Annotated in this window: 21 protein-coding genes and 1 tRNA gene; 17 read left to right on the forward strand and 5 right to left on the reverse strand. The window is 73.1% G+C overall.

What is annotated here, in order from left to right; genetic code table 11:
* The 8 genes from B0E53_RS16005 to B0E53_RS16035 all read left to right on the forward strand — a co-directional run.
* Positions 1–219, forward strand: a 219-nt coding sequence (locus tag B0E53_RS16005; protein WP_246835432.1) for a hypothetical protein, incomplete at its 5' end; no start/stop codon positions are given.
* A complete protein-coding gene (locus B0E53_RS16010; RefSeq protein WP_107076806.1) occupies positions 216–515 on the forward strand; it encodes a hypothetical protein in 300 nt (99 codons plus the stop codon). The genes B0E53_RS16005 and B0E53_RS16010, both read left to right, overlap by 4 nt.
* Complete coding sequence (locus tag B0E53_RS16015) at positions 512–805, forward strand: hypothetical protein (RefSeq protein ID WP_107076807.1); 294 nt, start codon at positions 512–514, stop codon at positions 803–805. Before B0E53_RS16010 ends, B0E53_RS16015 begins: the two co-directional genes overlap by 4 nt.
* A 10-nt stretch (positions 806–815) precedes the next feature.
* Positions 816–1,715, forward strand: coding sequence for a bifunctional DNA primase/polymerase (locus B0E53_RS16020; RefSeq protein ID WP_107076808.1), 900 nt, complete (start codon positions 816–818; stop codon positions 1,713–1,715).
* Positions 1,712–3,310 (forward strand): YfjI family protein, encoded by a 1,599-nt coding sequence (locus B0E53_RS16025; protein WP_107076809.1) that lies wholly within the window; start codon positions 1,712–1,714, stop codon positions 3,308–3,310. Before B0E53_RS16020 ends, B0E53_RS16025 begins: the two co-directional genes overlap by 4 nt.
* A 286-nt stretch (positions 3,311–3,596) precedes the next feature.
* Entirely contained in the window at positions 3,597–3,764 is a 168-nt protein-coding gene (locus B0E53_RS37590; RefSeq protein WP_168215336.1) for a hypothetical protein, read from the forward strand.
* The gene (locus B0E53_RS16030; RefSeq protein WP_107076810.1) at positions 3,761–3,982 is read left to right on the forward strand and encodes a helix-turn-helix domain-containing protein; all 222 of its coding nucleotides are present in this window, start codon (positions 3,761–3,763) and stop codon (positions 3,980–3,982) included. Before B0E53_RS37590 ends, B0E53_RS16030 begins: the two co-directional genes overlap by 4 nt.
* Complete coding sequence (locus tag B0E53_RS16035) at positions 3,979–5,346, forward strand: integrase (RefSeq protein ID WP_107076811.1); 1,368 nt, start codon at positions 3,979–3,981, stop codon at positions 5,344–5,346. Before B0E53_RS16030 ends, B0E53_RS16035 begins: the two co-directional genes overlap by 4 nt.
* Before the next feature lie 135 nt (positions 5,347–5,481).
* Here B0E53_RS16035 and B0E53_RS16040 read toward each other — a convergent pair.
* The 4 genes from B0E53_RS16040 to B0E53_RS16055 all read right to left on the reverse strand — a co-directional run bounded on the left by B0E53_RS16040 (position 5,482) and on the right by B0E53_RS16055 (position 8,006).
* A tRNA-Arg gene (locus B0E53_RS16040) sits at positions 5,482–5,556 on the reverse strand.
* Positions 5,557–5,631: 75 nt separating this feature from the next.
* A complete protein-coding gene (locus B0E53_RS16045) occupies positions 5,632–6,327 on the reverse strand; it encodes a winged helix-turn-helix domain-containing protein (protein ID WP_091318678.1) in 696 nt (231 codons plus the stop codon).
* A 181-nt stretch (positions 6,328–6,508) separates the two neighbouring features.
* A complete protein-coding gene (locus B0E53_RS16050; protein ID WP_107076812.1) occupies positions 6,509–7,180 on the reverse strand; it encodes a DUF305 domain-containing protein in 672 nt (223 codons plus the stop codon).
* 10 nt (positions 7,181–7,190) lie between these two features.
* The gene (locus tag B0E53_RS16055; protein ID WP_107076813.1) at positions 7,191–8,006 is read right to left on the reverse strand and encodes a DUF3105 domain-containing protein; all 816 of its coding nucleotides are present in this window, start codon (positions 8,004–8,006) and stop codon (positions 7,191–7,193) included.
* 99 nt (positions 8,007–8,105) lie between these two features.
* Here B0E53_RS16055 and argS point away from each other — a divergent pair, with 99 nt between their 5' ends.
* The 7 genes from argS (at position 8,106) to B0E53_RS16095 (ending at position 19,311) form a co-directional block, all read left to right on the forward strand.
* Complete coding sequence (gene argS, locus B0E53_RS16065) at positions 8,106–9,770, forward strand: arginine--tRNA ligase (protein WP_107076814.1); 1,665 nt, start codon at positions 8,106–8,108, stop codon at positions 9,768–9,770.
* 55 nt (positions 9,771–9,825) lie between these two features.
* Entirely contained in the window at positions 9,826–11,235 is a 1,410-nt protein-coding gene (gene lysA, locus B0E53_RS16070) for a diaminopimelate decarboxylase (protein WP_107076815.1), read from the forward strand.
* Positions 11,232–12,542 (forward strand): homoserine dehydrogenase, encoded by a 1,311-nt coding sequence (locus B0E53_RS16075; protein WP_107076816.1) that lies wholly within the window; start codon positions 11,232–11,234, stop codon positions 12,540–12,542. The genes lysA and B0E53_RS16075 overlap by 4 nt, the downstream gene beginning before the upstream one ends.
* Positions 12,543–12,656: 114 nt before the next feature.
* Complete coding sequence (thrC, locus tag B0E53_RS16080) at positions 12,657–13,706, forward strand: threonine synthase (RefSeq protein ID WP_107076817.1); 1,050 nt, start codon at positions 12,657–12,659, stop codon at positions 13,704–13,706.
* Positions 13,707–13,828: 122 nt separating this feature from the next.
* The gene (locus tag B0E53_RS16085; protein WP_107076818.1) at positions 13,829–17,074 is read left to right on the forward strand and encodes an efflux RND transporter permease subunit; all 3,246 of its coding nucleotides are present in this window, start codon (positions 13,829–13,831) and stop codon (positions 17,072–17,074) included.
* A 161-nt stretch (positions 17,075–17,235) separates the two neighbouring features.
* Entirely contained in the window at positions 17,236–18,057 is an 822-nt protein-coding gene (locus tag B0E53_RS16090; protein WP_107076819.1) for a polysaccharide deacetylase family protein, read from the forward strand.
* Between the two features lie 9 nt (positions 18,058–18,066).
* Positions 18,067–19,311 (forward strand): MFS transporter, encoded by a 1,245-nt coding sequence (locus tag B0E53_RS16095; RefSeq protein WP_107076820.1) that lies wholly within the window; start codon positions 18,067–18,069, stop codon positions 19,309–19,311.
* A 25-nt stretch (positions 19,312–19,336) separates the two neighbouring features.
* Here B0E53_RS16095 and B0E53_RS16100 read toward each other — a convergent pair whose 3' ends face one another.
* Positions 19,337–19,747: a hypothetical protein gene (locus B0E53_RS16100; RefSeq protein WP_146167682.1), complete on the reverse strand. Its 411-nt coding sequence runs from the start codon at positions 19,745–19,747 to the stop codon at positions 19,337–19,339.
* Positions 19,748–19,865: 118 nt separating this feature from the next.
* Here B0E53_RS16100 and thrB point away from each other — a divergent pair, with 118 nt between their 5' ends.
* Both thrB and B0E53_RS16110 read left to right on the forward strand, forming a co-directional pair.
* The gene (thrB, locus tag B0E53_RS16105; protein ID WP_107076822.1) at positions 19,866–20,804 is read left to right on the forward strand and encodes a homoserine kinase; all 939 of its coding nucleotides are present in this window, start codon (positions 19,866–19,868) and stop codon (positions 20,802–20,804) included.
* Positions 20,805–21,099: 295 nt separating this feature from the next.
* Positions 21,100–21,475 (forward strand): Rho termination factor N-terminal domain-containing protein (locus tag B0E53_RS16110; RefSeq protein WP_210406083.1); only part of this gene is annotated, 376 nt, incomplete at its 3' end.

Here is a 21,475-nt window from a genome sequence, read left to right on the forward strand (position 1 = left end):
AGCCTGACCATCCTCGGTTACGCAGCGTTCTACCTGATCAAGTGCTACGCCGTGCCGTTCGGCCCCTGCCGCCGCTGTAAGGGCAAGGGCGAGCGGCGTGGACTCATCCTCCGACTCAAGCGCGAGTGCAGCCGCTGCGGCGGCACGGGCAAGCGGGTGCGCGTCGGCCGCCGCGTGATCGAGCGCGTCCGCGACGAGTACCGGGCTGGCACCCGATGAACCGCCGCAACCCCGACGACCACACTCCGTGGTGCGGTCGGGACCACCGCTGCGGCCTCGGCGAGCACCGCTCGGAAGAGATCGTGGTCGACCTGCCCGGCCGCGCCCGCGCCGTCCTCGTGCGCGTGCGCACCGCCGCCGGCCGCGAGCACGCCGAGGTGCGCGTCCGCGTGGCACTCGCTCCCGGCGAGGTGGCCGCCCGCCGCCAGTTGGTGGGGTTGCTCGGCGACGTGCGCCAGGCCGTCGCCCGCGCCGCGATCGCCGCCCGGCCCCGACCGAGGCGGGCCGCCCGGTGAGCGGCCCGCGACGCGACGGCGCTTCGCCGCGCGATCCGCGCCTGTCCGGTGCCGAGGTGTGGCTGACCGGCACGCCGGCCGAGTTGGACGCCCTCACCGCCGCCCTGGCCGCCGCCGGTCACCTCACCCAGCGCGGCACCCGCCGGGCGTTGACCGGGACCGACTCCGGCCGCCACCGGCTCTACCTGCGCCTGACCGTCGCCGCCGTCAAGCGGCCCGGCCGCGCCCCAGAGCAGGGCGGCGCGCTGATCGACCTTGACGCCGCCCGCGCCCACCGCCGAACCGCCTAGGAGACGCCTCATGTCTGACCTGCTCACCGCCGCCCTGGCTCACGCCGCACGCGGGTGGCACGTCTTCCCGCTGCGGCCCGACGACAAGCGGCCCGCGTTCCCCGACCACCCGGCCGACGACTGCACCGGCCGCGACCCGCGCTGCCGGGCCGGTCACCTCGGGTGGGAGGCCCGCGCCACCACCGACCCCGACCGCATCCGCCGAGCGTGGGCCGCCCGCCCCTACGGCATCGGCCTCGCCTGCGGGCCGTCCGCGTTGGTGGTGGTCGACCTGGACACCCCAAAGAACGGCGGGGCGGGTGGGCGTGACGGCCTGGCCGTGCTCGCCGAGCTGGCCGCCGCGCACGCCGCCACGGTCGACCCGACCTACACCGTGACCACCGGGCGGGGCGGCACCCACCTCTACTACCGGCACCCCGACGACGGGCCGGCGCTGCGCAACACCGCCGGCACCCTCGGGCCGATGGTCGACACCCGCGCGCACGGCGGCTACGTCGTCGCCCCCGGCTCCACGGTCGCCGGCCGGCCCTACACCGTCGACCTGGACACCGACCCCGCGCCGCTGCCCGGGTGGCTCGCCGCGCTGCTGGCACCCGCGCCGCTGCCGCCGCAGCGGCCGGTGGTGGTCGACCTGCCCGCTGACCGCAGCGGCGCGTACGTGCGGGCCGCGATCGACCGGGAGGCCGAACGGGTCACCGGCGCGCCGGCCGGGGAGCGCAACCGCTGCCTCTACATCGCCGCCGTGGCCCTCGGCCAACTCGCCGCCGGTGGCGCGCTCACCGCCGACGACGCCCAAAGCGTGCTGGAACAAGCCGCCGGCCGTGCCGGGCTGGGCCGCGTCGAGACCGCACGCACCATCCGATCCGGGCTAGCCGCTGGCTCCCGCCGACCCCGAAAGGTGGCCGCATGAGCACCGCCCGACTCCACCTCGTAACCGACCACCCGCAACCCACCGGCGAGGAAGCCGCGGGCGCCGCGTTGTGGGATGTTCCAGTGCCCTTGACCGGGGCGAACACCGCGCCGCCGCCGTTCCCGGTCGAGGTGTTCCCGCGCTGGCTCGGCGACATGGTGAGCGGCGTTGCCCGGTTCACCCAGACCGACCCGGCCATGGCCGGCACCCTCGCCGTCGCGGTGCTGTCCGCGTGCGCGGGTGGCCGCCTGGAGGTGGAGCCGGTAGCCGGGTGGCGGGAGCCGGTCAACGTGTTCGCCGCCGTCATCGCCGGCCCCGGCGAACGCAAGAGCCCCGTGCACCGCGCCATGACCGCGCCCCTGTTCGCCGCACAATCCACGCTCGCCGACGCCATGCGGCCCCGCATCGCCGAGGCCGCCGCGCTGCGCGACATCGCCGACCGGCAAGCCGAACAGGCCAAAGCCCAAGCGGCCAAGGCCACCGACCCGAGCAAGCGCGACGACGCCGCCGCCGAAGCGGTGGCCGCCGCGATCGCCGCTGAGGCCATCACCGTTCCCGGCCTCCCGAAGCTGATCGTGGACGACGCCACCCCGGAAGCCCTTATCGGGCTGATGGCCGCCAACGGTGGGCGGATGGCGATCATCAGTGATGAGGGCGGCATCTTCGACACCCTCGCCGGCCGCTACTCCGGTGCCCCGAACCTTGACCCGTACCTGAAAGGCCACGCGGGGCAGCCGATGAGCAACGAACGGCAGACCCGCGAGGGTGCCTCGGTCGACAAGCCGGCGCTGACCGTGTGCGTGATGGCGCAACCGACCGTGCTGCGCAAGTTCGGCGGCAACGCCGACCTCGCCGGCCGAGGGCTACCCGCCCGGTTCCTGTTCGCCCTCCCGCGCTCCCTCGCCGGCTATCGGGCGGTGGACACCGACCCGGTGCCCGAGCAGGTCACCGCCGGCTACGCGCATCGCGTTCACGACCTGGCCGCCACCCTCGCCGAGTGGACCGACCCGGCGGTGGTCACCCTCACCGAGGAAGCCGGCCGCGTGCGGCGGGCCGCCGCCGAACAGGTTGAGGCCGAGCTACGGCCCGGGGGCAGCCTCTACGACATGCGCGAGTGGGGCAACAAACTGTCCGGCGCTACCTTGCGCCTGGCCGGGCTGCTGCACGTCGCCCACCACCCCGCCGACGCCTGGCGACGCCCCATCGACGCCGACCGCATGGCCGACGCCGTGAGGCTCGCCGAGTTCTTCGCCGCGCACTACCGGGCAGCGCTGACCACCATCGGCACCGACACCGCGGTGGAGAACGCCCGCTACGTGCTCGGCGTGCTCACCGCCAAGGGCATGACCACCTTCACCCGCCGGGAACTGCACCGCCGCGTATCCCGGCGGCTGCCCAAATCCGATGAGGTGTCGGCGGTGCTCGCCGAACTGGCCGCCCTCGGATGGGTCCGCCACGCACCCGACGGCCGCTACGAACTGCACCCCCGCGCCGCGGCGGAGGACCCCGGAAGCGTTGACACGCTGACACCCACCCCCGACGGCGACGTTTCCGCAGCTCAGGACGCCCGCGAGGGTGTCAACGGGCCGCGTTGACACCCGTTGACACCCCCACACCGGCCCTCACCTGCGCAAACGCGCCACTGTCGGCCGATTGTCAACGTGTCAACGCTTCCCGGCCCCCGGCCCGCCCCGACCCGCGTCGCCGCCGCCCGGAAACGGCCCGCTGAGAGCCACACAGACGGATCGGCCCTATGCCCTTACACCAACCCTGCCCGGATCTTGCGTCTCCGTGGCTCTCAGCGGGCCGCCCTGCGCCGTTCTGCCGCACCGCCGCCCCGACCCTCCACACGCGACCCGCACCGACCGAAAGGCGCTCACCGTGCGAATCAGGCTGCACGGCACACCCGCTGAAACAGCCGCAGCACTCGCCGCCCTCACCCAAGTGCTGCACATCCAGCAGGTCAGCCGGCCCTACCCCGACCGCCGATCCCCGATGTTCCAGCGCATCTACCTCCACGCCACCCCGAGGGAGGACACCTGCCCATGACCACCCCGAAGCGCCCGGAGCGGGGGACGCCTCGCCCTGCCCGTCACCTCACCATCGCCGACGTTTGCGATGACCTCGGAATCAGCCGGTCGACCTTCTACGACTGGCGAGCAAAGCGAAAGGGGCCGCCTGCCCGAAAGCTGCCGAACGGCGAGATCCGAATCGAGCGCCGCGACTACGAAACCTGGCTTGAAACGCTGTATGAGGAGGCCGCTTGAACACCACCTATGACGTGCGCATTTGGTCAATCGAGACGTACGAGGGGCAGAGGGGCCGCACCTACCGTGTCCGCTGGCGGGTTGCCGAGCGTCGGCAGAAGAGGGTGTTTAAGACAAAGGCTCTCGCGGAGAGTTTCCGCTCCGAGCTGGTCACGGCATCCCGCAAGGGTGAGGCGTTCGATATCGAGACGGGCCACCCCATCTCGATGCGCCGCGACACCGCCGCCATGTCCTGGTACGAACTTGCCTGTTCGTTCGCCGACATGAAATGGCCGCATGTGGCCGCGACGACCAGGCGCACCCACGCGGAAGCGCTAACCGCGCTAACCGTGCTCATGCTGAGCAGCGCCCGAGGGCGACCGGACGGCAAGCTACTCCGCTACGCGCTGGGTCGCTGGGCCTTTAACACCCCTCGCCGCACGGCCAAGAACGTGCCCGAGCAGGTGCGAGACGTGCTCGATTGGGTGAAGCGGAACACCCGCGATGTAGCGAGTCTCAGCCGCCCCGAAGTGCTGCGCCCGGTCCTGGACGGCCTCACCGTACGACTCGATGGAGCACCGGCCGCTCCGAGCGTGATCAGCCGCCGCCGGAAGATATTCAACACTGCAGTTGAGTACGCCGTAGAAAAGCGGTTGCTGTCAGCGAATCCGCTGCCGCAGTTGAAGTGGAAGCCGCCGAAAACCGTAACGACGATCGACAGGCGATCGGTCGCTAATCCGGTGCAAGTGCGGACCCTGCTTGAAGGGGTCCGAAAGCAGGGCCGTATCGGGCCGCGCATGGTCGCTTTCTATGCCTGCCTGTACTACGCGGCGCTGCGACCGGAGGAAGCCGTACGGCTCGCAAAACCGAACCTTCATCTACCCGAGAAAGGATGGGGGGAGTTCACCCTCGATGGAGCGGACCCGCACGCCGGCCGCGAATGGACCGACAGCGGTAAAAACCGCGACAGCCGCCAACTCAAACAGCGCGCACGAGGAGAGACGCGCACGGTCCCGTGTCCGCCCGAACTAACGGCGATCATCAACGCTCACGTTGACCTGTTCGGCTACGGGCCGAATGACCGCCTGTTCGTGGGGGAGCGCAACAAGGAGGAACTTCCCAAGGGCACGATCAACCGCGTGTGGCGGTGGGCGCGGGCCGCCGTGTTCACGCCCGAGGTGCAAGCCTCACCGCTGGCCCGCACCCCGTACGACCTGCGGCACGCCGCCGTGTCGACCTGGCTCAACGGGGGAGTCCCGCCGACTCAGGTAGCCGAGTGGGCCGGGCAGTCCGTAGAGGTGCTGCTGAGGATCTACGCCAAGTGCCTAGACGGCGGTGACGCAGCCCTCAGGCAGCGGATCGAGAGAGCGCTAGGCCACGACTGACCGCGCCGAAACTTCGGCACGCATTTGGCACAGACGCCCGCCACGGACCGCTGACGGCCGGACATGGCCGGACACATGATGAAGGCCCCTGACCGGGTTTTCCCTGGTCAGGGGCCTTTTCGTGCTGGTCAACTCTGGTGCCCCCGGCAGGATTCGAACCTGCGCCCCCGCCTCCGGAGGGCGGTGCTCTATCCCCTGAGCTACGGGGGCTCAGCGACCCGAGAAGAGTAGCAAACGCCTTCCCCGATCACCGAATCGGCACCCCGCGCGCCGATCGTCCGCGGATCAGGCGGCGGCCAGGGGGCGACCGCAGCTGGGCAGCGGGTGGAGCACGATGCGGCGCGGCAGGCGGCGGGGCCACTCGTTGCGCGGCCAGGAGCCGTCGACGATCAGGTGCACGGTGCGCTCCTCGGCGCCGCTGAGCCGCAGCACGAAGTCGCGGGGGAGCGGCGGGTCGACCGTGGGGGTCGTGATCATGAAGCGCACCCGGCCCCGGGACGAGACCGCGGAGATCACGTCGGCCGCCGGCATGGTGCCGCGCAGGCGTACGCGGCCGATCCAGTAGACGTCCGCGGCGTGCTCCTGGGCGGCCCGGGTGATCGACGGGTACTCGCTGCGTACCCAGCGCTCGACCGCGCCGACGCAGAGCCCGCAGGCCCGCTCGCGGGGCTCCCGCGGACCCAACCCCCAGGCCCGCAGGTACGCCCCGACCGTGCCGGCGTCCATGGTCAGCTCGAACTGGCGCTCGATGAGGGTGGTCAGGCTCTGTCGCGTCCAGAGCTCCTCGTCCAGGCCGAACTCGTCGGGGTGGACGCCCCGCAGCACGTCGATCAGTTCGAGTTCCTGTTCGCGACTGAGCGTTCCCGGCTCGCCCTGCCGCAGTCCGCGACGGACGGCTGCCACCGCCCCGTCACCGCCGATGGTGTGGCGTCGGCACCAGCTGGTCACCGACCGCCCTGCGTCTCTGAGTGCAACCCCCACGTCCTGCGCAACGAGCCCGAATCGCAACTGGTCACGATATGTGGGGAGAAAAGTCTCCAAGCAGCGGAATGGGTTGTACCGCCCAAACTGTTATAAAGCGGCATAAGGGGCACGGGTCTGGCTCCGGGTACGCGAAGGGCCCGCGTCGCGCACGACGCGGGCCCTCCCCTCAGAGCAGGTGTTACAGGGTGCCGCCCAGGCGCTTGAGCGCCGCCGTGAGGTTGGTCAGGTCGTTCTGCTGGGTGTTCTTCATGACCTGGGCGACCGCCAGCACGTCGTCGTCGTGCCCCTGGTCGAGGATCCCGTCGATCATGTGCACGCCGCCGACGTGGTGCCGGATCATCAGCTGCAGGAACAGCACGTCGAACTCGCGTCCGCCGGCGGCCCGCAGCTTCGCCATCTCCTCCGGCGTGGCCATGCCCGGCATCAGCCCGTTCTTCACCGCCGCGCCGTCCGACATCCAGGCCATCGGCGGCTGGTCCCCGGTCGGGTCCAGCTTCCAGGACCGCAGCCAGGTCTGCATGGTGCCGATCTCGCCCTGCTGCCCGGTGGCGATGTCGCCGCCCATCTGGCGTACCTCCGGGTCCTGGCCCTGCCGGAACGCCAACAGCCCCATGGCCACCGCCTGCGCGTGGTGGGCGGTCATGTCCCGGGCGAAGCCCGCCTCGGCCGAGCTGTCGCCGGGTCGGGTGAGCGCCGGGGTGAGCAGGCCGCCCGCGTAGCCGAGGAGGAGACCGACCACGACGGCGGCCGCCAGGGCCAGGGCGCCGAAGCGCCGCGCGGCCCCCCGGCCACCGTCACCGGTGTCCGGGGCCTCGTCGTGCTCGGTGTCCGTCGTCACGGCGGCGGTCATCGGGGCGTCCTCACTGGGTGGGCTGCTCGGGCATGTTGTTGGGGAGGTTGTCCCGCGGGGTGGTGCCGGTGGCGGTGACGCCCTGGTCGCAGAGCGCGGTCGGGCCCTCGATGGAGGCGTTCACCCGCAGGGTCTTGATGAACTCGTCGATCCGGCCGTCGTCGGCGTTGTCGACCTTGAGCTGGAAGCCCCACGCCTGGAGGGAGATCGGCTTGTCCAGCCCCTCGTACGGGCTGAGCATGAGCTTCTCCTTGCCCTGCACCTTGGCCTTGAGCTTCGCCACCTGGTCGGCGGGCAGGTCCGGGCGGTAGGTGATCCAGACGGTGCCGTGCTCCAGGCTGTGCACCGCGTGCTCGTTGGCGATCGGGGCGTCGTAGACGTCGCCCATGCAGTTCTGCCAGGCCTGGTTGTGCGGGCCGGCGACCGGCGGGAGCACGTCGTACTTGATCGTGCCGGGCTGGTGGTTGCCGCCCTTGACCAGGTTCTTGTCCTTCTTGCGGAAGTCGACGATGCCGTTGATGGCGTCGGCCCGCTTCTGCCACGGCTGCGAGCCCTGGTAGACCGCCCACGCCCCGACACCGATGATGCCGGCGGCCAAGACGCCGACCGCGACGAAGAGGGCGATCGGACCCCACGAGCGACCCTGGCTCACCTTCACCGGGGTGACCGGCTTGCGGCCCTTGCCGCCGGTCTGCCGGGGCTTTCCGGCCCCGGCCTTGCCGCCGGCGGGCTTGTCGGCAGCGGCGGGCCGGCCGGCGGCCGGCTTCTTGCCGGTGCTGACCACGGTCGGGCGGCGCTCCGGGCCGCCCGGGGTGCTGATGCTCATCGTGCCTCGTCAGGTCGGTCGGTCAGGGGAGCCGCGGGGCCGGTTCACATGCTGGGTCGCCGCCGCGGGGACCGAGTCTACCCCCGATAACATGGTTCGGTGACTCCCGCAGAACTCGCCGAGGTCGTCCTCGCCGCAGCCCACGCCGTCTTCGTAGACCGGGGCCTGGATCGCTCCGCGCTGCCCGCGCAGACCACCGTCGAGCGACCCCGCAACCCCGAGCACGGCGACTACGCCTCCACGCTGGCGCTGCAGCTCAGCAAGAAGGTCGGCGTGCCCCCGCGGGAGCTCGCCGCCGCCCTGGCCGACCAGTTGGGCCGGGCGCCGGGGGTCAAGTCGGTGGAGATCGCCGGCCCGGGCTTCCTCAACATCCGGCTCGACGCGGCCGCCGCCGGCCAGCTCGCCAAGGTCATCGTCGAGGCCGGCCCGGAGTACGGCTGCAGCGACGCGCTCGCCGGCCAGCGGATCAACCTGGAGTTCGTCTCGGCGAACCCGACCGGCCCGGTGCACATCGGCGGGGTCCGCTGGGCGGCCGTCGGTGACGCGCTCAGCCGGCTGCTCCGCGCCACCGGCGCCGACGTCGGCACCGAGTACTACTTCAACGACGCCGGCTCCCAGATCGACCGGTTCGCCCGCTCGCTGCTCGCCGCCGCCCAGGGCCAGCCGGCCCCGGAGGACGGCTACGGCGGCGCGTACATCGCGGAGATCGCGGCCGAGGTGGTCAAGCGCCGGCCCGAGGTGCTGGACCTGGCCGAGGCCGCCGCCCAGGAGGTGTTCCGGGTCGAGGGCGTCGAGCTGATGTTCGCCGAGATCAAGTCGTCGTTGCGCGACTTCGGCGTGGAGTTCGACACCTACTTCAACGAGAAGGACCTGCACGACCGGGGCGAGCTGGACAAGGCGCTCGACCGGCTGCGGGAGCAGGGCCACCTCTACGAGTCCGAGGGCGCCACCTGGCTGCGCACCACCGACTTCGGCGACGACAAGGACCGGGTGCTGCGCAAGTCCAACGGCGAGTGGACCTACTTCGCCGCCGACTGCGCCTACTACCTGGACAAGCGCGAGCGCGGCTTCGAGCGCGTGGTGATCATGCTGGGCGCCGACCACCACGGCTACATCGGCCGGATGAAGGCCATGGCCGCCTGCTTCGGCGACGACCCGGAGCGCAACCTGGAGATCCTCATCGGCCAGCTGGTCAACCTGCTCCGCGACGGCGCCCCGGTGCGGATGAGCAAGCGGGCCGGCACCGTGGTCACCCTGGAGGACCTGGTCGACGCGATCGGCGTGGACGCCTCCCGCTACGCGCTGGCCCGCTACTCCAGCGACTCGCCGATCGACATCGACGTGGAGCTGTGGACCCGGGCCACCCGCGACAACCCGGTCTACTACGTGCAGTACGTGGCCGCCCGCACCGCCAGCGTCGGCCGCAACGCCGCCGAGGTCGGGCTGACCCGGGGCGAGGCCGCCGCCTTCCACGCCGAACTGCTCTCCCACGAGAAGGAGAACAACCTGCTCAAGGCGCTCGCCGAGTTCCCCGCCGTGGTCTCCTCGGCGGCCGAGCTGCGGGGCCCGCACCTGGTCGCCCGCTACCTGGAGCGGCTGGCCGGCGCCTACCACCGGTTCTACGACAACTGCCGGATCCTGCCGCGTGGCGACGAGGAGGTCACCGACCTGCACCGGGCCCGGCTCTGGCTCAACGACGCCACCCGGGTGGTCATCGCCAACGGTCTGCGCCTGCTCGGCGTCTCGGCCCCGGAGCGGATGTAATGCGAGCACGAGGAGTGAGCCTGCGAGCCCCGCAGGCGCGAAGCGGAGACAACTGATGCGAGCGCACGAGGCCGGTGCCCTGCACGGCGACATCGGCAACCGGGGGCCGGCCTGGCTGCGTCCCCCGGTCGACGTCAACGACCTGGTCCCACTGCTGTGGCCGCGCAACGTGGTGCGCGGCGCGGGCGGCGCGCTGACCGTCGCGGGCCTGGACGTCCGCGACCTGGCCGCCGAGTTCGGCACCCCGGTGTACGTGCTCGACGAGGACGACCTGCGCTCGCGCTGCCGCGAGTTCCGGGCCGCCTTCCCGGACGCCGACGTCTACTACGCCGGCAAGGCGTTCCTCTGCCGCGCCGTGGTGCGGATGATCGCCGAGGAGGGCCTGTTCCTCGACGTCTGCACGGGGGGTGAGCTGGCCACCGCGTTGTCGGCCGGGATGGAGCCTGCGCGGATCGGCTTCCACGGCAACAACAAGTCCGTGGCGGAGCTGACCCGGGCCGTGGACGCCGGGGTGGGCCGGATCATCGTCGACTCGTTCGCCGAGATCGACCGGCTCACGGCGCTCGCCCGCGAGCGCGGCGTACGCCCGAAGGTGCTGGTCCGGGTGACGGTCGGTGTGGAGGCGCACACCCACGAGTTCATCGCCACCGCGCACGAGGACCAGAAGTTCGGCTTCTCGCTCGCGGGCGGGGCGGCCGCGGCGGCCGCCTTCAAGATCCTCGACGAGGGCGTGCTGGAGCTGCGCGGGCTGCACTCGCACATCGGCTCGCAGATCTTCGACGCCAACGGCTTCGAGGTCTCCGCCCGCCGGGTGCTGGCCCTCCAGGCGCAGATCCGCGACGCGCGCGGGGTGGAGCTGCCCGAGCTGGACCTGGGCGGCGGCTTCGGCATCGCGTACACCACCCAGGACGACCCGGCCGCGCCGCACGAGCTGGCCAAGCGGCTGCGCAAGATCGTCGACGGGGAGTGCGCGGCGGAGAAGCTGGCCGTGCCGCACCTGTCCATCGAGCCGGGCCGGGCCATCGTCGGGCCCGCCGTGTTCACCCTCTACGAGGTGGGCACGGTGAAGTCCGTGCCGCTCGGCACTGGTGGCAGCGCCGCCGACGGTCGTGCCTATGTCAGCGTCGACGGCGGGATGAGCGACAACATCCGCACCGCGCTCTACGACGCGTCCTACTCGGCGACGGTGGCCAACCGGGTCTCCGCCGCCGAGCCGATGCTCGCCCGCGTGGTGGGAAAGCACTGTGAGTCCGGGGACATCGTGGTGAAGGATGAATTCCTGCCCGCCGACGTGCAGCCCGGAGATCTTGTCGCGGTGCCCGGCACCGGGGCCTACTGCCGGAGCATGGCCAGCAACTACAACCATGTCCCGCGGCCCCCGGTCGTCGCCGTCCGCGACGGTCGGGCCCGGCTGATCGTCCGCCGGGAGACCGAAGACGACCTGCTCGCATTGGATGTCGGATGACCTCACCCGTTCGCTTGGCGCTGCTCGGCTGCGGCACGGTCGGCAGCGACGTGGTACGGCTGCTGCACGAGCAGTCGGCCGACCTCGCCGCCCGGATCGGAGCCCCGCTGGAGATCGCCGGCATCGCCGTCCGCCGGCTCGGCCGCGACCGCGGCGACCTGCCGGTCGACCCCGCCCTGTTCACCACCGACCCGCTGGGCCTGATCAAGCGGGACGACGTGGACGTCGTGGTGGAGGTCGTCGGCGGGATCGAGCCGGCCCGGACCTGGCTGGTCGAGGCCCTGCGCGCCGGCAAGAGCGTGGTCACCGCCAACAAGGCGCTGCTCGCCGAGGACGGCGCGACGTTGCACGACGCGGCCGCCGAGGGCGGGGCGGACCTCTACTACGAGGCGAGCGTCGCCGGGGCCATCCCGCTGCTGCGCCCGCTGCGCGAGTCGCTGCACGGCGACCGGATCAACCGGGTCACCGGCATCGTCAACGGCACCACCAACTTCATCCTCTCCGCCATGGACGCCACCGGCGCCGGCTTCGCCGAGGCCCTCGAGGAGGCCACCGAGCTGGGGTACGCCGAGGCCGACCCGACGGCCGACGTGGAGGGCTTCGACGCCGCCGCCAAGGCCGCCATCCTCGCCTCGCTGGCGTTCCACACCCGGGTCACCGCCGCCGACGTGCACCGTGAGGGCATCACCGAGGTGACCGCCGCCGACGTGGCCAGCGCCAAGGCCATGGGCTGCACCATCAAGCTGCTCTGCATCGCCGCCCGGGGCGCCGACGCGGCCGGCCGCGAGACGGTCAGCGTCCGGGTGCACCCGGCGATGATCCCGCTGACCCACCCGCTGGCCAGCGTCGGCGACGCGTTCAACGCGGTCTTCGTCGAGGCCGAGGCGGCCGGGCAGCTGATGTTCTACGGCCGGGGCGCCGGCGGCGCGCCGACCGCCAGCGCCGTCCTCGGCGACGTGGTGGCGGTCGCCCGCAACCGCCTCGCCGGGGTGCACGCCGCGAGCGAGTCGGCGTACGCGGACCTGCCGGTGCGGCCGATGGGCGAGGCGCTGACCCGCTACCACATCAGCCTCGACGTGGCCGACCGCCCGGGTGTGCTGGAGGCGGTGGCCGGGGTCTTCGCCCGGCACGAGGTCTCCATCGCCACCGTGCGGCAGGGCCCGGCCGGCGGCGGCCCCGACGCCGAGCTGGTCATCGTCACCCATGTGGCGTCGGACGCGGCGCTCGCGGCCACCGTCGGCGAGCTGCGCGGGCTGGACATCGTCCGCTCGGTGACGAGCGTGCTGCGGGTCGAGGGCGGGGCGTAGCCGCCCGTCCCGCCTGATGGTTATCGGGAGGTGTGCCGGCGGCCGGTCGGTAAGGCTGGTCCACGCTGGTAGGGGCCCCGTGCCGACCGGGGCGGCAGAGGCGAGGAGTGCGACATGTGGCGGGGTCTGATCGAGGCGTACCGGGACCGGCTGCCCGTCACCGACGCCACTCCGGTCGTCACCCTGCACGAGGGGAACACGCCGCTGCTGCCGGCGCCGGTGCTCTCCGCCCGGGTGGGCGCCGACGTGTGGCTCAAGGTCGAGGGGGCGAACCCGACCGGCTCGTTCAAGGACCGGGGCATGACGGTCGCCGTCTCGAAGGCCGTCGAGGCCGGTGACAAGGCGATCATCTGCGCCTCCACCGGCAACACCAGCGCCTCCGCCGCCGCGTACGCGGCCCGTGCCGGGATCACCTGCGCCGTGCTGGTGCCGCAGGGCAAGATCGCGCTGGGCAAGCTGGCCCAGGCGCTGGTGCACGGCGCGAAGCTGCTCCAGGTGCAGGGCAACTTCGACGACTGCCTGGCGCTGGCCGGCAAGCTCGCCCAGGACTACCCGGTCGCGCTGGTCAACTCGGTCAACATCGACCGGCTGCACGGGCAGAAGACCGCCGCGTTCGAGATCGTCGAGGCGCTCGGCGACGCGCCCGACATCCACTGCCTGCCGGTGGGCAACGCCGGCAACATCTCCGCCTACTGGCTGGGCTACTCGGAGGACCTGCGCGACGGCAACGCCACGAAGGCCCCGAGGATGTACGGCTTCCAGGCGGCCGGCGCGGCCCCGATCGTCACCGGCCAGGTGGTGCCGGAGCCGTCCACCATCGCCACGGCCATCCGGATCGGCAACCCGGCGAGCTGGACCAAGGCGATCGACGCCCGGGACGCCTCCGGCGGGCTGATCTCGGCGGTCACCGACCGGGAGATCCTCTCGGCGTACCGGCTGCTGGCCCGCGAGGTCGGGGTCTTCGTCGAGCTGGGCAGCGCGGCCAGCGTGGCCGGCCTGCTCCAGCAGGCCGCCGCCGGCCGGGTGCCGGCCGGCGCCACCGTGGTCTGCACGGTGACCGGTCACGGCCTCAAGGACCCGGAGTGGGCCATCTCCACGGCCCCCGCCCCGCTGACCATCGCCAACGACGCCCTCGCCGCCGCCCGCTCCCTCGACCTGGTCTGACCGGCCCGCGCCCGCCGGGAGCGGGCGCCGTCACGCCGGCCGGGGTCCGTGCGTGGGAGCGTGATCGCGTGCGGCAGACTCTGGGCACCCCGTACACCCCTTTGCAGGAGTGAGTAACGCCGATGTCGCTGCTCGCCAGATTCAGTCTCGCCAACCGGGGGCTGATCGCCCTCATCGCGCTGGTGACCACGGCGTTCGGGGCGTTCGCCGTGCCGTCGCTGAAGCAGCAGCTGCTGCCGTCCCTGGAGTTCCCGGCCGCGTTCATCGTGGCGCCCTACCCGGGTGCCGCGCCGGAGATCGTCGAGTCCCAGGTCGCCGAGCCGATCGAGAACAGCCTCCAGGGCATCCCGGGGCTGGAGAAGGTCACCTCCACCTCGCGCGAGGGCTCCGCCACCGTCCAGGTGCAGTACGAGTTCGGCACCGACCTGGACGACGTGGTCAACAAGATGCAGACCGCGCTGAGCCGGATCGACGCCCAGCTTCCCGCGGGCGTCGACCCGCAGGTGATCGCCGGCAGCACCGACGACCTGCCCGCCGTGGTGGTCGCCGCCACCGGCGGCGCCGACGAGCAGGCCCTGGCCGAGAAGCTGCGCACCACGGTCGTACCGGAGCTGGAGGGGCTGGACGGCGTCCGTACCGTCGACGTCACCGGCGCCCGCGACCAGGTCGTGACCATCGTTCCCGACCCGGCGAAGCTGGCCGCGGCCCGGCTGGCCCCGACCGCGATCGCCCAGGCGTTGAAGACCAACGGCGTGGCGCTGCCGGCCGGCACGGTGATCGACGGCAGCCGCTCGCTGCCGGTGCAGGTGGGCACCCCGATCCGCACCGTGGACGACCTGCGCGGCATCGTGCTCAGCACCGCCCCCGCCGCCCCGGTACGCCTCGGCGACGTGGCCCGGGTGGAGCAGCAGCTCGCCCCGGCCACCGGCTTCACCCGCACCAACGGCAAGCCCAGCCTCGGCATCGCCGTCACCGCCTCGCCGGACGGCAACGCGGTGGCCATCTCGCACGACATCCGGGACCGCCTGGACGACCTGGAGGCCGCCTCCGGCGCCGACCTGACCGTGGTCTTCGACCAGGCCCCGTTCGTCGAGCGGTCCATCGAGAGCCTCACCACCGAGGGCCTGCTCGGCCTGCTGATGGCGGTCGTGGTGATCCTGGTCTTCCTGCTCTCGGTCCGCTCCACCGTGGTCACCGCGGTCTCCATCCCGCTGTCGGTGCTGGTCGCGCTGATCGTGCTCTGGGCCGGCGACTACTCGCTGAACCTGCTCACCCTGGGCGCGCTGACCATCGCCGTGGGCCGGGTGGTCGACGACTCGATCGTGGTGCTGGAGAACATCAAGCGACATCTGGAGTACGGCGAGCCGAAGCGGGACGCCATCCTGGCCGCGGTCCGCGAGGTGGCCGGCGCGGTGACCGCCTCCACCCTGACCACGGTCGCCGTCTTCGCGCCGATCGCGCTGGTGGGCGGCTTCGTCGGGCAGCTCTTCGCGCCGTTCGCGATCACCGTGACGGTGGCCCTGCTCGCCTCGCTGCTGGTCTCGCTGACCGTGATCCCGGTGCTGGCGTACTGGTTCCTCAAGCCGCCGCGCGGCGGGGCCGACGAGGCCGCCGCCCGGCACGCCGCCGAGGAGAAGGAGATGCGCAGCCCGTTGCAGCGGGCGTACCTGCCGGTGATCGGCTTCGCCACCCGGTCCCGGCGCACCCGCTGGGCGACCGTGGCCCTGGGCCTGCTGGTGCTCTTCGGCACCTTCGGGCTGGCCCAGAAGCTGGAGACCAACTTCCTGGACGACTCCGGCCAGGACACCCTGGCCATCCAGCAGGAACTGCCGGCGGGCACCGGGTTGACCGGCACCGACCAGGCCGCCGCGCGGGTCGAGGAGATCATCCGGCGTACGCCGGGGGTGGCGACGTACCAGGTCAGCGCGGGCGGCGGCGACAACCCGTGGGCGGGCGGCGGCAACGACACCGCCTCCTGGTCGCTGGCGCTCACCGACGACACCGACGCCGCGGAGGTCCGCGAGAAGCTGCGCAAGGAGTTCGACGCGCTCGGCCCGGAGGCGGGCGAGCTGACCTTCGGCGGCGGGCAGAACGCCGGCGCCAACCAGCTCGAGGTGGTCGTGCAGGCCGCCGACCAGGAGACGCTGACCCGGGCCGCCGAGGCCGTCCGGGACGCGATGGCCGGCACGCCGGGCGTCGAGGACGTCACCACCGGCCTGGCCACCCGCGTGCCGCGGGTGGAGGTGACCGTGGACCGGGTCGCCGCGGCCCGGGCCGGGCTGACCGAGGCGGCGGTGGGGCAGGTCGTCGCGCAGGCGTACCGGGGGGCGCCGCTCGGCCAGGTCACCCTGGACGGCGCCCCGCAGAACGTGGTGCTGAGCACCGGGGCCCGGCCGCCGCTGAGCGTGGCCGAGCTGCGGGCGCTTCCGGTCGGTCGGGTGAAGCTGGACGACATCGCCGACATCAACCAGGTCGAGGGCCCGCAGCAGGTGACCCGGATCGACGGTGAGCGGAGCGTGTCGGTGACCGGCTCGGCCACCGGCTCGAACCTCGGCGCCACCACCCAGGAGCTGCAGAAGAAGCTGGACGCGCTGGACGTGCCGGGGGCGACGTTCGTCATCGGTGGCGTGAGCGCGGACCAGGCGGACGCCTTCGCCGACCTGGGGCTCGCCGTGCTGGCCGCGATCGCGATCGTCTTCCTGATCATGGTGGGCACGTTCCGCAGCCTGACCCAGGCGCTGATCCTGCTGATCTCCGTGCCGTTCGCGGCGACCGGCGCGATCGGGCTGCTGCTGCTCACCGGGACGCCGCTCGGCGTGCCGGCGCTGATCGGCGTGCTCATGCTGGTCGGCATCGTGGTGACCAACGCGATCGTGCTGCTCGACCTGGTCAACCAGTACCGGGTTCAGGGCATGGGCGTGACCGAGGCGGTGGTCGAGGGCGGCCGGCGCCGGCTGCGGCCGATCCTGATGACCGCGGTCGCCACGGTGTTCGCGCTGCTGCCGATGGCGTTCGGCCTGACCGGTGAGGGCGGCTTCATCTCCAAGCCGCTGGCCGTCGTCGTGATCGGCGGGCTGCTCAGCTCGACGCTCCTGACGCTGATCCTGGTGCCCACCCTCTACACGATGGTGGAGCGCACCAAGGAGTCCTTCCGTGACCGCCGGGCCCGCCGTCGCGGCACCCCGGTGCCCGCGGAGCCGCCGGCGCCGGTTCCGGTGACCGTCGGGGGCGCGGAGCGCCCGGCCGGGTCCGCTGACGGGCCGCCGGCCCGTCCGGCGCCGTCGGCCGCCCTGGTCGACGGCACTGACCAGTTCGAGGTGCTGCGCCTGCCCAAGAGCCGCCGGTCCCCGCTTCCGCCGACCGAGTAGCCGCGCGATCCCCGCAGCGGGTGGCCGTCCCACGGTGGACGGCCACCCGCTCCGTACGGGGCAGTGGGAAACGCTCGAACACGGTACGGTGAGTGAGCCGAGACCTACTGTAGGTTGCGGTCCGTCCTGTGCGGGCGGCCGGCCGGAGCGGAGCGGGGGCGATGGCGGACGGCGTGGCCCGTTGGGGCAGGCGTACGGTGCTCCGCCGGGCCGCGCTGCTGGGCGGAGGCGCCGCGCTGGGTGTTGCCGCGACCTCGCAGACCGCCTGGATCGCCGACCGGCGGCTCCCGCTGGGCGGCGGACCGGCCAGCGCCACCCTGGGCAGCCGCTACCAGCAGGTCGGCGGCGGCGGGGTGGAGGTCGTCTGGGGCGTCCACACCGGCGCCCCGCTGGTCGCGCTGACCTTCGACGACGGGCCGCAGCCGCAGTGGACCCCCATGGTGCTGGACACCCTGGCCGAGCACCGGGTGCCGGCCACCTTCTTCCTGGTCGGCGAGCGGGCCCGCCGGCACGCCGCGCTGGTCCGCGACCGGCTGGGCGGCCACGAGGTGGGCAACCACAGCTGGGCGCACCACGACCTGGCCCGGATGGACGCCCGCACCGCCTACGACGACCTGAGCCGCAGCCACGAGGCGATCGCGGCGGCCACCGGGACGGCCCCCCGGCTGCTCCGCCCGCCCTGGGGGCACCTGGGTGGCGCGGTGCTCCACGCCGCCGCCCGGCTGAACTACCTGCTGGTGCTCTGGACGCTCCAGATGGTCGAGGGGGAGTACCCGCACGACCCGGCCGGGCACGCCCGGCGGATCGTGACCGACGTGCGGCCCGGCACCATCCTGCTCGGCCACGACGTCGGCCCCGAGCGGCGGCTGGTCGCGCTGCGCGGCCTGCCCGACATGATCACCGGGCTGCGCGCCCGCGGCTACACCTTCGTGACCGTCTCCGAACTGCTGCGCCGCGCTGCCGTCCTGGGAGCGGCCCGATAGGGTGCCCGCGTGTCACCCACCGTCTCGGTCCTCGTCCGCAACCGCGACTTCCGCAACCTCTTCCTCGCCGAGCTCGTGGTCTTCGGCGCCGACTGGTTCGTCATGGTGCCGCTGCTGGTGCTTCTGCCGGCGCTCACCGGCAGCGGGGTGTGGGGAGCGCTGGTGCTCGCCGTGGACACCGGCATGACCGCCCTGCTGCTCCCGTACACCGGCACCATCGCCGACCGGTTCGACCGCCGGAAGATCATGATGGCGGCCAACCTCGCCGCGCTGGCCGGCATCCTGCTGCTGCTCGGCGTCCGGAACGCCGGCACGGCCTGGCTGGCGCTGGTGTCGATCGCCGCCGTGGCGGTGGCGAAGGCGTTCTACTCGCCGGCCGCCCAGGCCGCCCTGCCCAACGTGCTCGACCCGGCCGACCTGGCCGCCGGCAACGCGATCGCCGGTTCGGCCTGGGGCACCATGACCGTGGTCGGCGCCTCGCTCGGCGGAGTGCTCAGCGCCGCCACCGGCCCGTACGTCAGCTTCTGGGTGGCCGCCGTGGCCCTGGCCGGGGCGGCGGGCCTGGCCGCGCTGATCCGCCGGCCGTTGCAGGCGCCCCGCGACCCGGCGGCGGCCGTCCCGCGCACCTGGCCGGCGATCCGCGAGGCGTTGGGCTACATCGCCCACCGGCCGCGGGTGCTCGCCCTGGTCACCGTGAAGTCGGCGGTCGGCCTGGGCAACGGCGTGCTGACCGTCTTCCCGCTGCTCGCCGCGGTGTACGGGGTCGGCGCGGTCGGCACCGGCCTGCTTTTCGCCTCCCGCGGCGCCGGTGCGCTGGTCGGGCCGATCCTGATGCGCCGGGTGCTCAGCAACCGGGCCTGGCTGCTCACCGGCCTGGCCCTGTCCATGTCCCTGTACGGCCTGGCCTACGTCGGCGTCTCGCTGGCGCCCTGGTTCCCGCTGGTGCTGGTGCTGGTCTTCCTGGCCCACCTGGGCGGCGGCAGCAACTGGGTGCTGTCCAACTACGCCCTCCAGGGCGAGGTGCCGGACCGGTTGCGCGGCCGGGTCTTCGCCACCGACATGATGCTGGCGACGCTGGCCATCGCGGTCAGCCAGCTGGTCGTGGCGCTGGTGGTCGACGCGGTCGACGAGCGGACCGTGCTCGCCGGCTGCGGGCTGGTCACCGTGATCTACGCGGTGGGCTGGCGGCTCGCCACCCGGCGGCTGTCGCTCACCGACCCGGCCGAGGAGGCGGTGCCGAGTGGCACCCCGTGACCGTCGCCGACCCGGCCGCCCGGGCTCAGGCGGCGGGGTCGCGCGGTGGCGGGACGGGCGCCGGGGGTGTGCCCGGGGCGGGCCAGCCGGCAAATCGCGGGGGCGTCGGCTCCGGGCCGGTCGCCCGCCGACCGGCGAGCGCCGCGCCGATCACCAGCGCCAGGCCGGCCGGGTGCAGCAGGGCCTGGATCGGGGCGAACAGCAGGCTGAGCCGGCTTACCCGGGTGGCGCTCCAGCCCTCGGCGATCAGGTGGGGGAAGACCAGCACCCAGAGCAGGTTGACCACCGCCGCGAGCAGCAGCACCGCCACGCCGCCGAGGAGCAGGCCGCGGGGGCCGCGCGGCAGCCGCCGGGTCAGCGCCAGCACCAGCCCGGTCACCAGGACCAGCAAGGTGGGCAGTTGGATGAGCAGTTGCCAGCCCGCGTAGCCGAGCATCTCCACGCCCCTGTGCGTCGTCGATGGATCGGCGTCAGGTTAGTGGGTACGCGCCATTCCCACGGTCCGGGCGATCCGGCGCGCCGTCGGTGCCGGGTCCTAGCATGAGCCGGTGCCGATGACTTTCACCTCCGGTCCCGTCCGGGTCCGGGTGCCCGCGACCAGCGCGAACCTGGGCCCGGGCTTCGACGCGCTCGGGCTGGCCCTCGGGCTGCACGACGACGTGGCGGCCGAGGTGACCGCCGGCGGCGTACGGGTGGCGGTGACCGGCGAGGGTGCCGGGGAGCTGCCCGACGGCGACCGGCACCTGGTGGTGACCGCCATGCGGGCCGCCTTCGACGTGCTCGGCGCGCAGCCGGCCGGGCTGGCCCTGGAGTGCGTCAACCGGATCCCGCAGGCCCGGGGCCTCGGGTCCTCCTCGGCGGCCATCGTGGCCGGGGTGCTGCTGGCCCGGGCGCTGGTCGTGGACGGCGCGGCGGGGCTGGACGACGCCGCCGCGCTCCGGCTGGCCTCCGAGCTGGAGGGGCATCCCGACAACGTGGCGCCCTGCCTGCTCGGGGGCTTCACGGTGGCCTGGACGGAGCCGGCCGGCGCCCGGGCGGTCTCGCTGCCTGTGGCAGCGGCGGTCCGGCCCACCGTCTTCGTGCCCGGCGAGCGCGGGCTGACCTCGGTCGCCCGGGCGGCGCTGCCGGCCACCGTGCCGCACGGTGACGCGGCGCTGACCGCGGGGCGGGCGGCGCTGCTGGTGCACGCGCTGACCGCCGACCCCGCCCTGCTGCTGCCGGCGACCGTCGACCGGCTGCACCAGGACTACCGCGCCGCGGGGATGCCGGCCACCGCCGCCCTGGTGGCTGCGCTGCGTGCGGCCGGTGTGGCGGCTGTGGTCAGTGGGGCGGGGCCGACCGTGTTGGCGTTGTCCCAGGTCCCCGCGGGATTCGACGCGGGAACAGATTGGCGCCGGTGGGAGTTGCCGATAGACGTCAGCGGTGCCCGGGTCGCCCGGGGTAGACTTGGACACGCCGAGCGGGACCCTGTTGCCGCAGGTCGGAAGAGTTGATTACGCTCTACACCTAGCACAGCCGCGAAGCATGCGATCTCCTGCGGGTCGGCGCACCCCCGAAGCTCTCGGCGGTCAGCCCGTCACCCCTGCCAAAGGCCCACGCCGCACCGCAGTTTCCACAGGTCGCCGCAGACGGCGAGACCTGCTCACCGACGTTGGTGAGTCGGGAAACCGACCGGCTGCTGTGTCACAGACTCCCGCGACGCGTCCATGCGAGGCGGGTGCACCGAGGCCGCCCGGCCACCTGTTTCTCGACTCCGGGCAGCCCCGGCCTATCGAGGGAAGGAATCCATTGAGCGACACCACCGACGTGACGTCGGATGTTTCCAACGTCGCTGGCGATGCCACCACTGCCGCCCCCACACGCCGTCGGCGCAGCGGTACCGGCCTGTCGGCGATGCTGCTGCCTGAGCTCCAGAGCCTGGCCGCGTCGCTCGGTATCTCCGGTACGGCTCGCATGCGCAAGGGCGAGCTGATCAGCGCGATCACCGAGCGGCAGGGCGGCGCCGCCGCCGGAACCCCTCGACCGCGGGCCGAGGTCGCGGCCGCGGCCGCTCCCGCCCGCGAGGAGGTGCACGCCGAGGTCCGCGAGGAGCGGGCCGAGACCGAGCGGCGCACCGCCGAGCCGGCGCCGGCCGCCGAGGCGACCGAGGGTCGTACGCGCAGCC

It is taken from the genome of Micromonospora sp. MH33, assembly GCF_003013775.1.
Taxonomy (GTDB): domain Bacteria; phylum Actinomycetota; class Actinomycetes; order Mycobacteriales; family Micromonosporaceae; genus Micromonospora; species Micromonospora fulviviridis.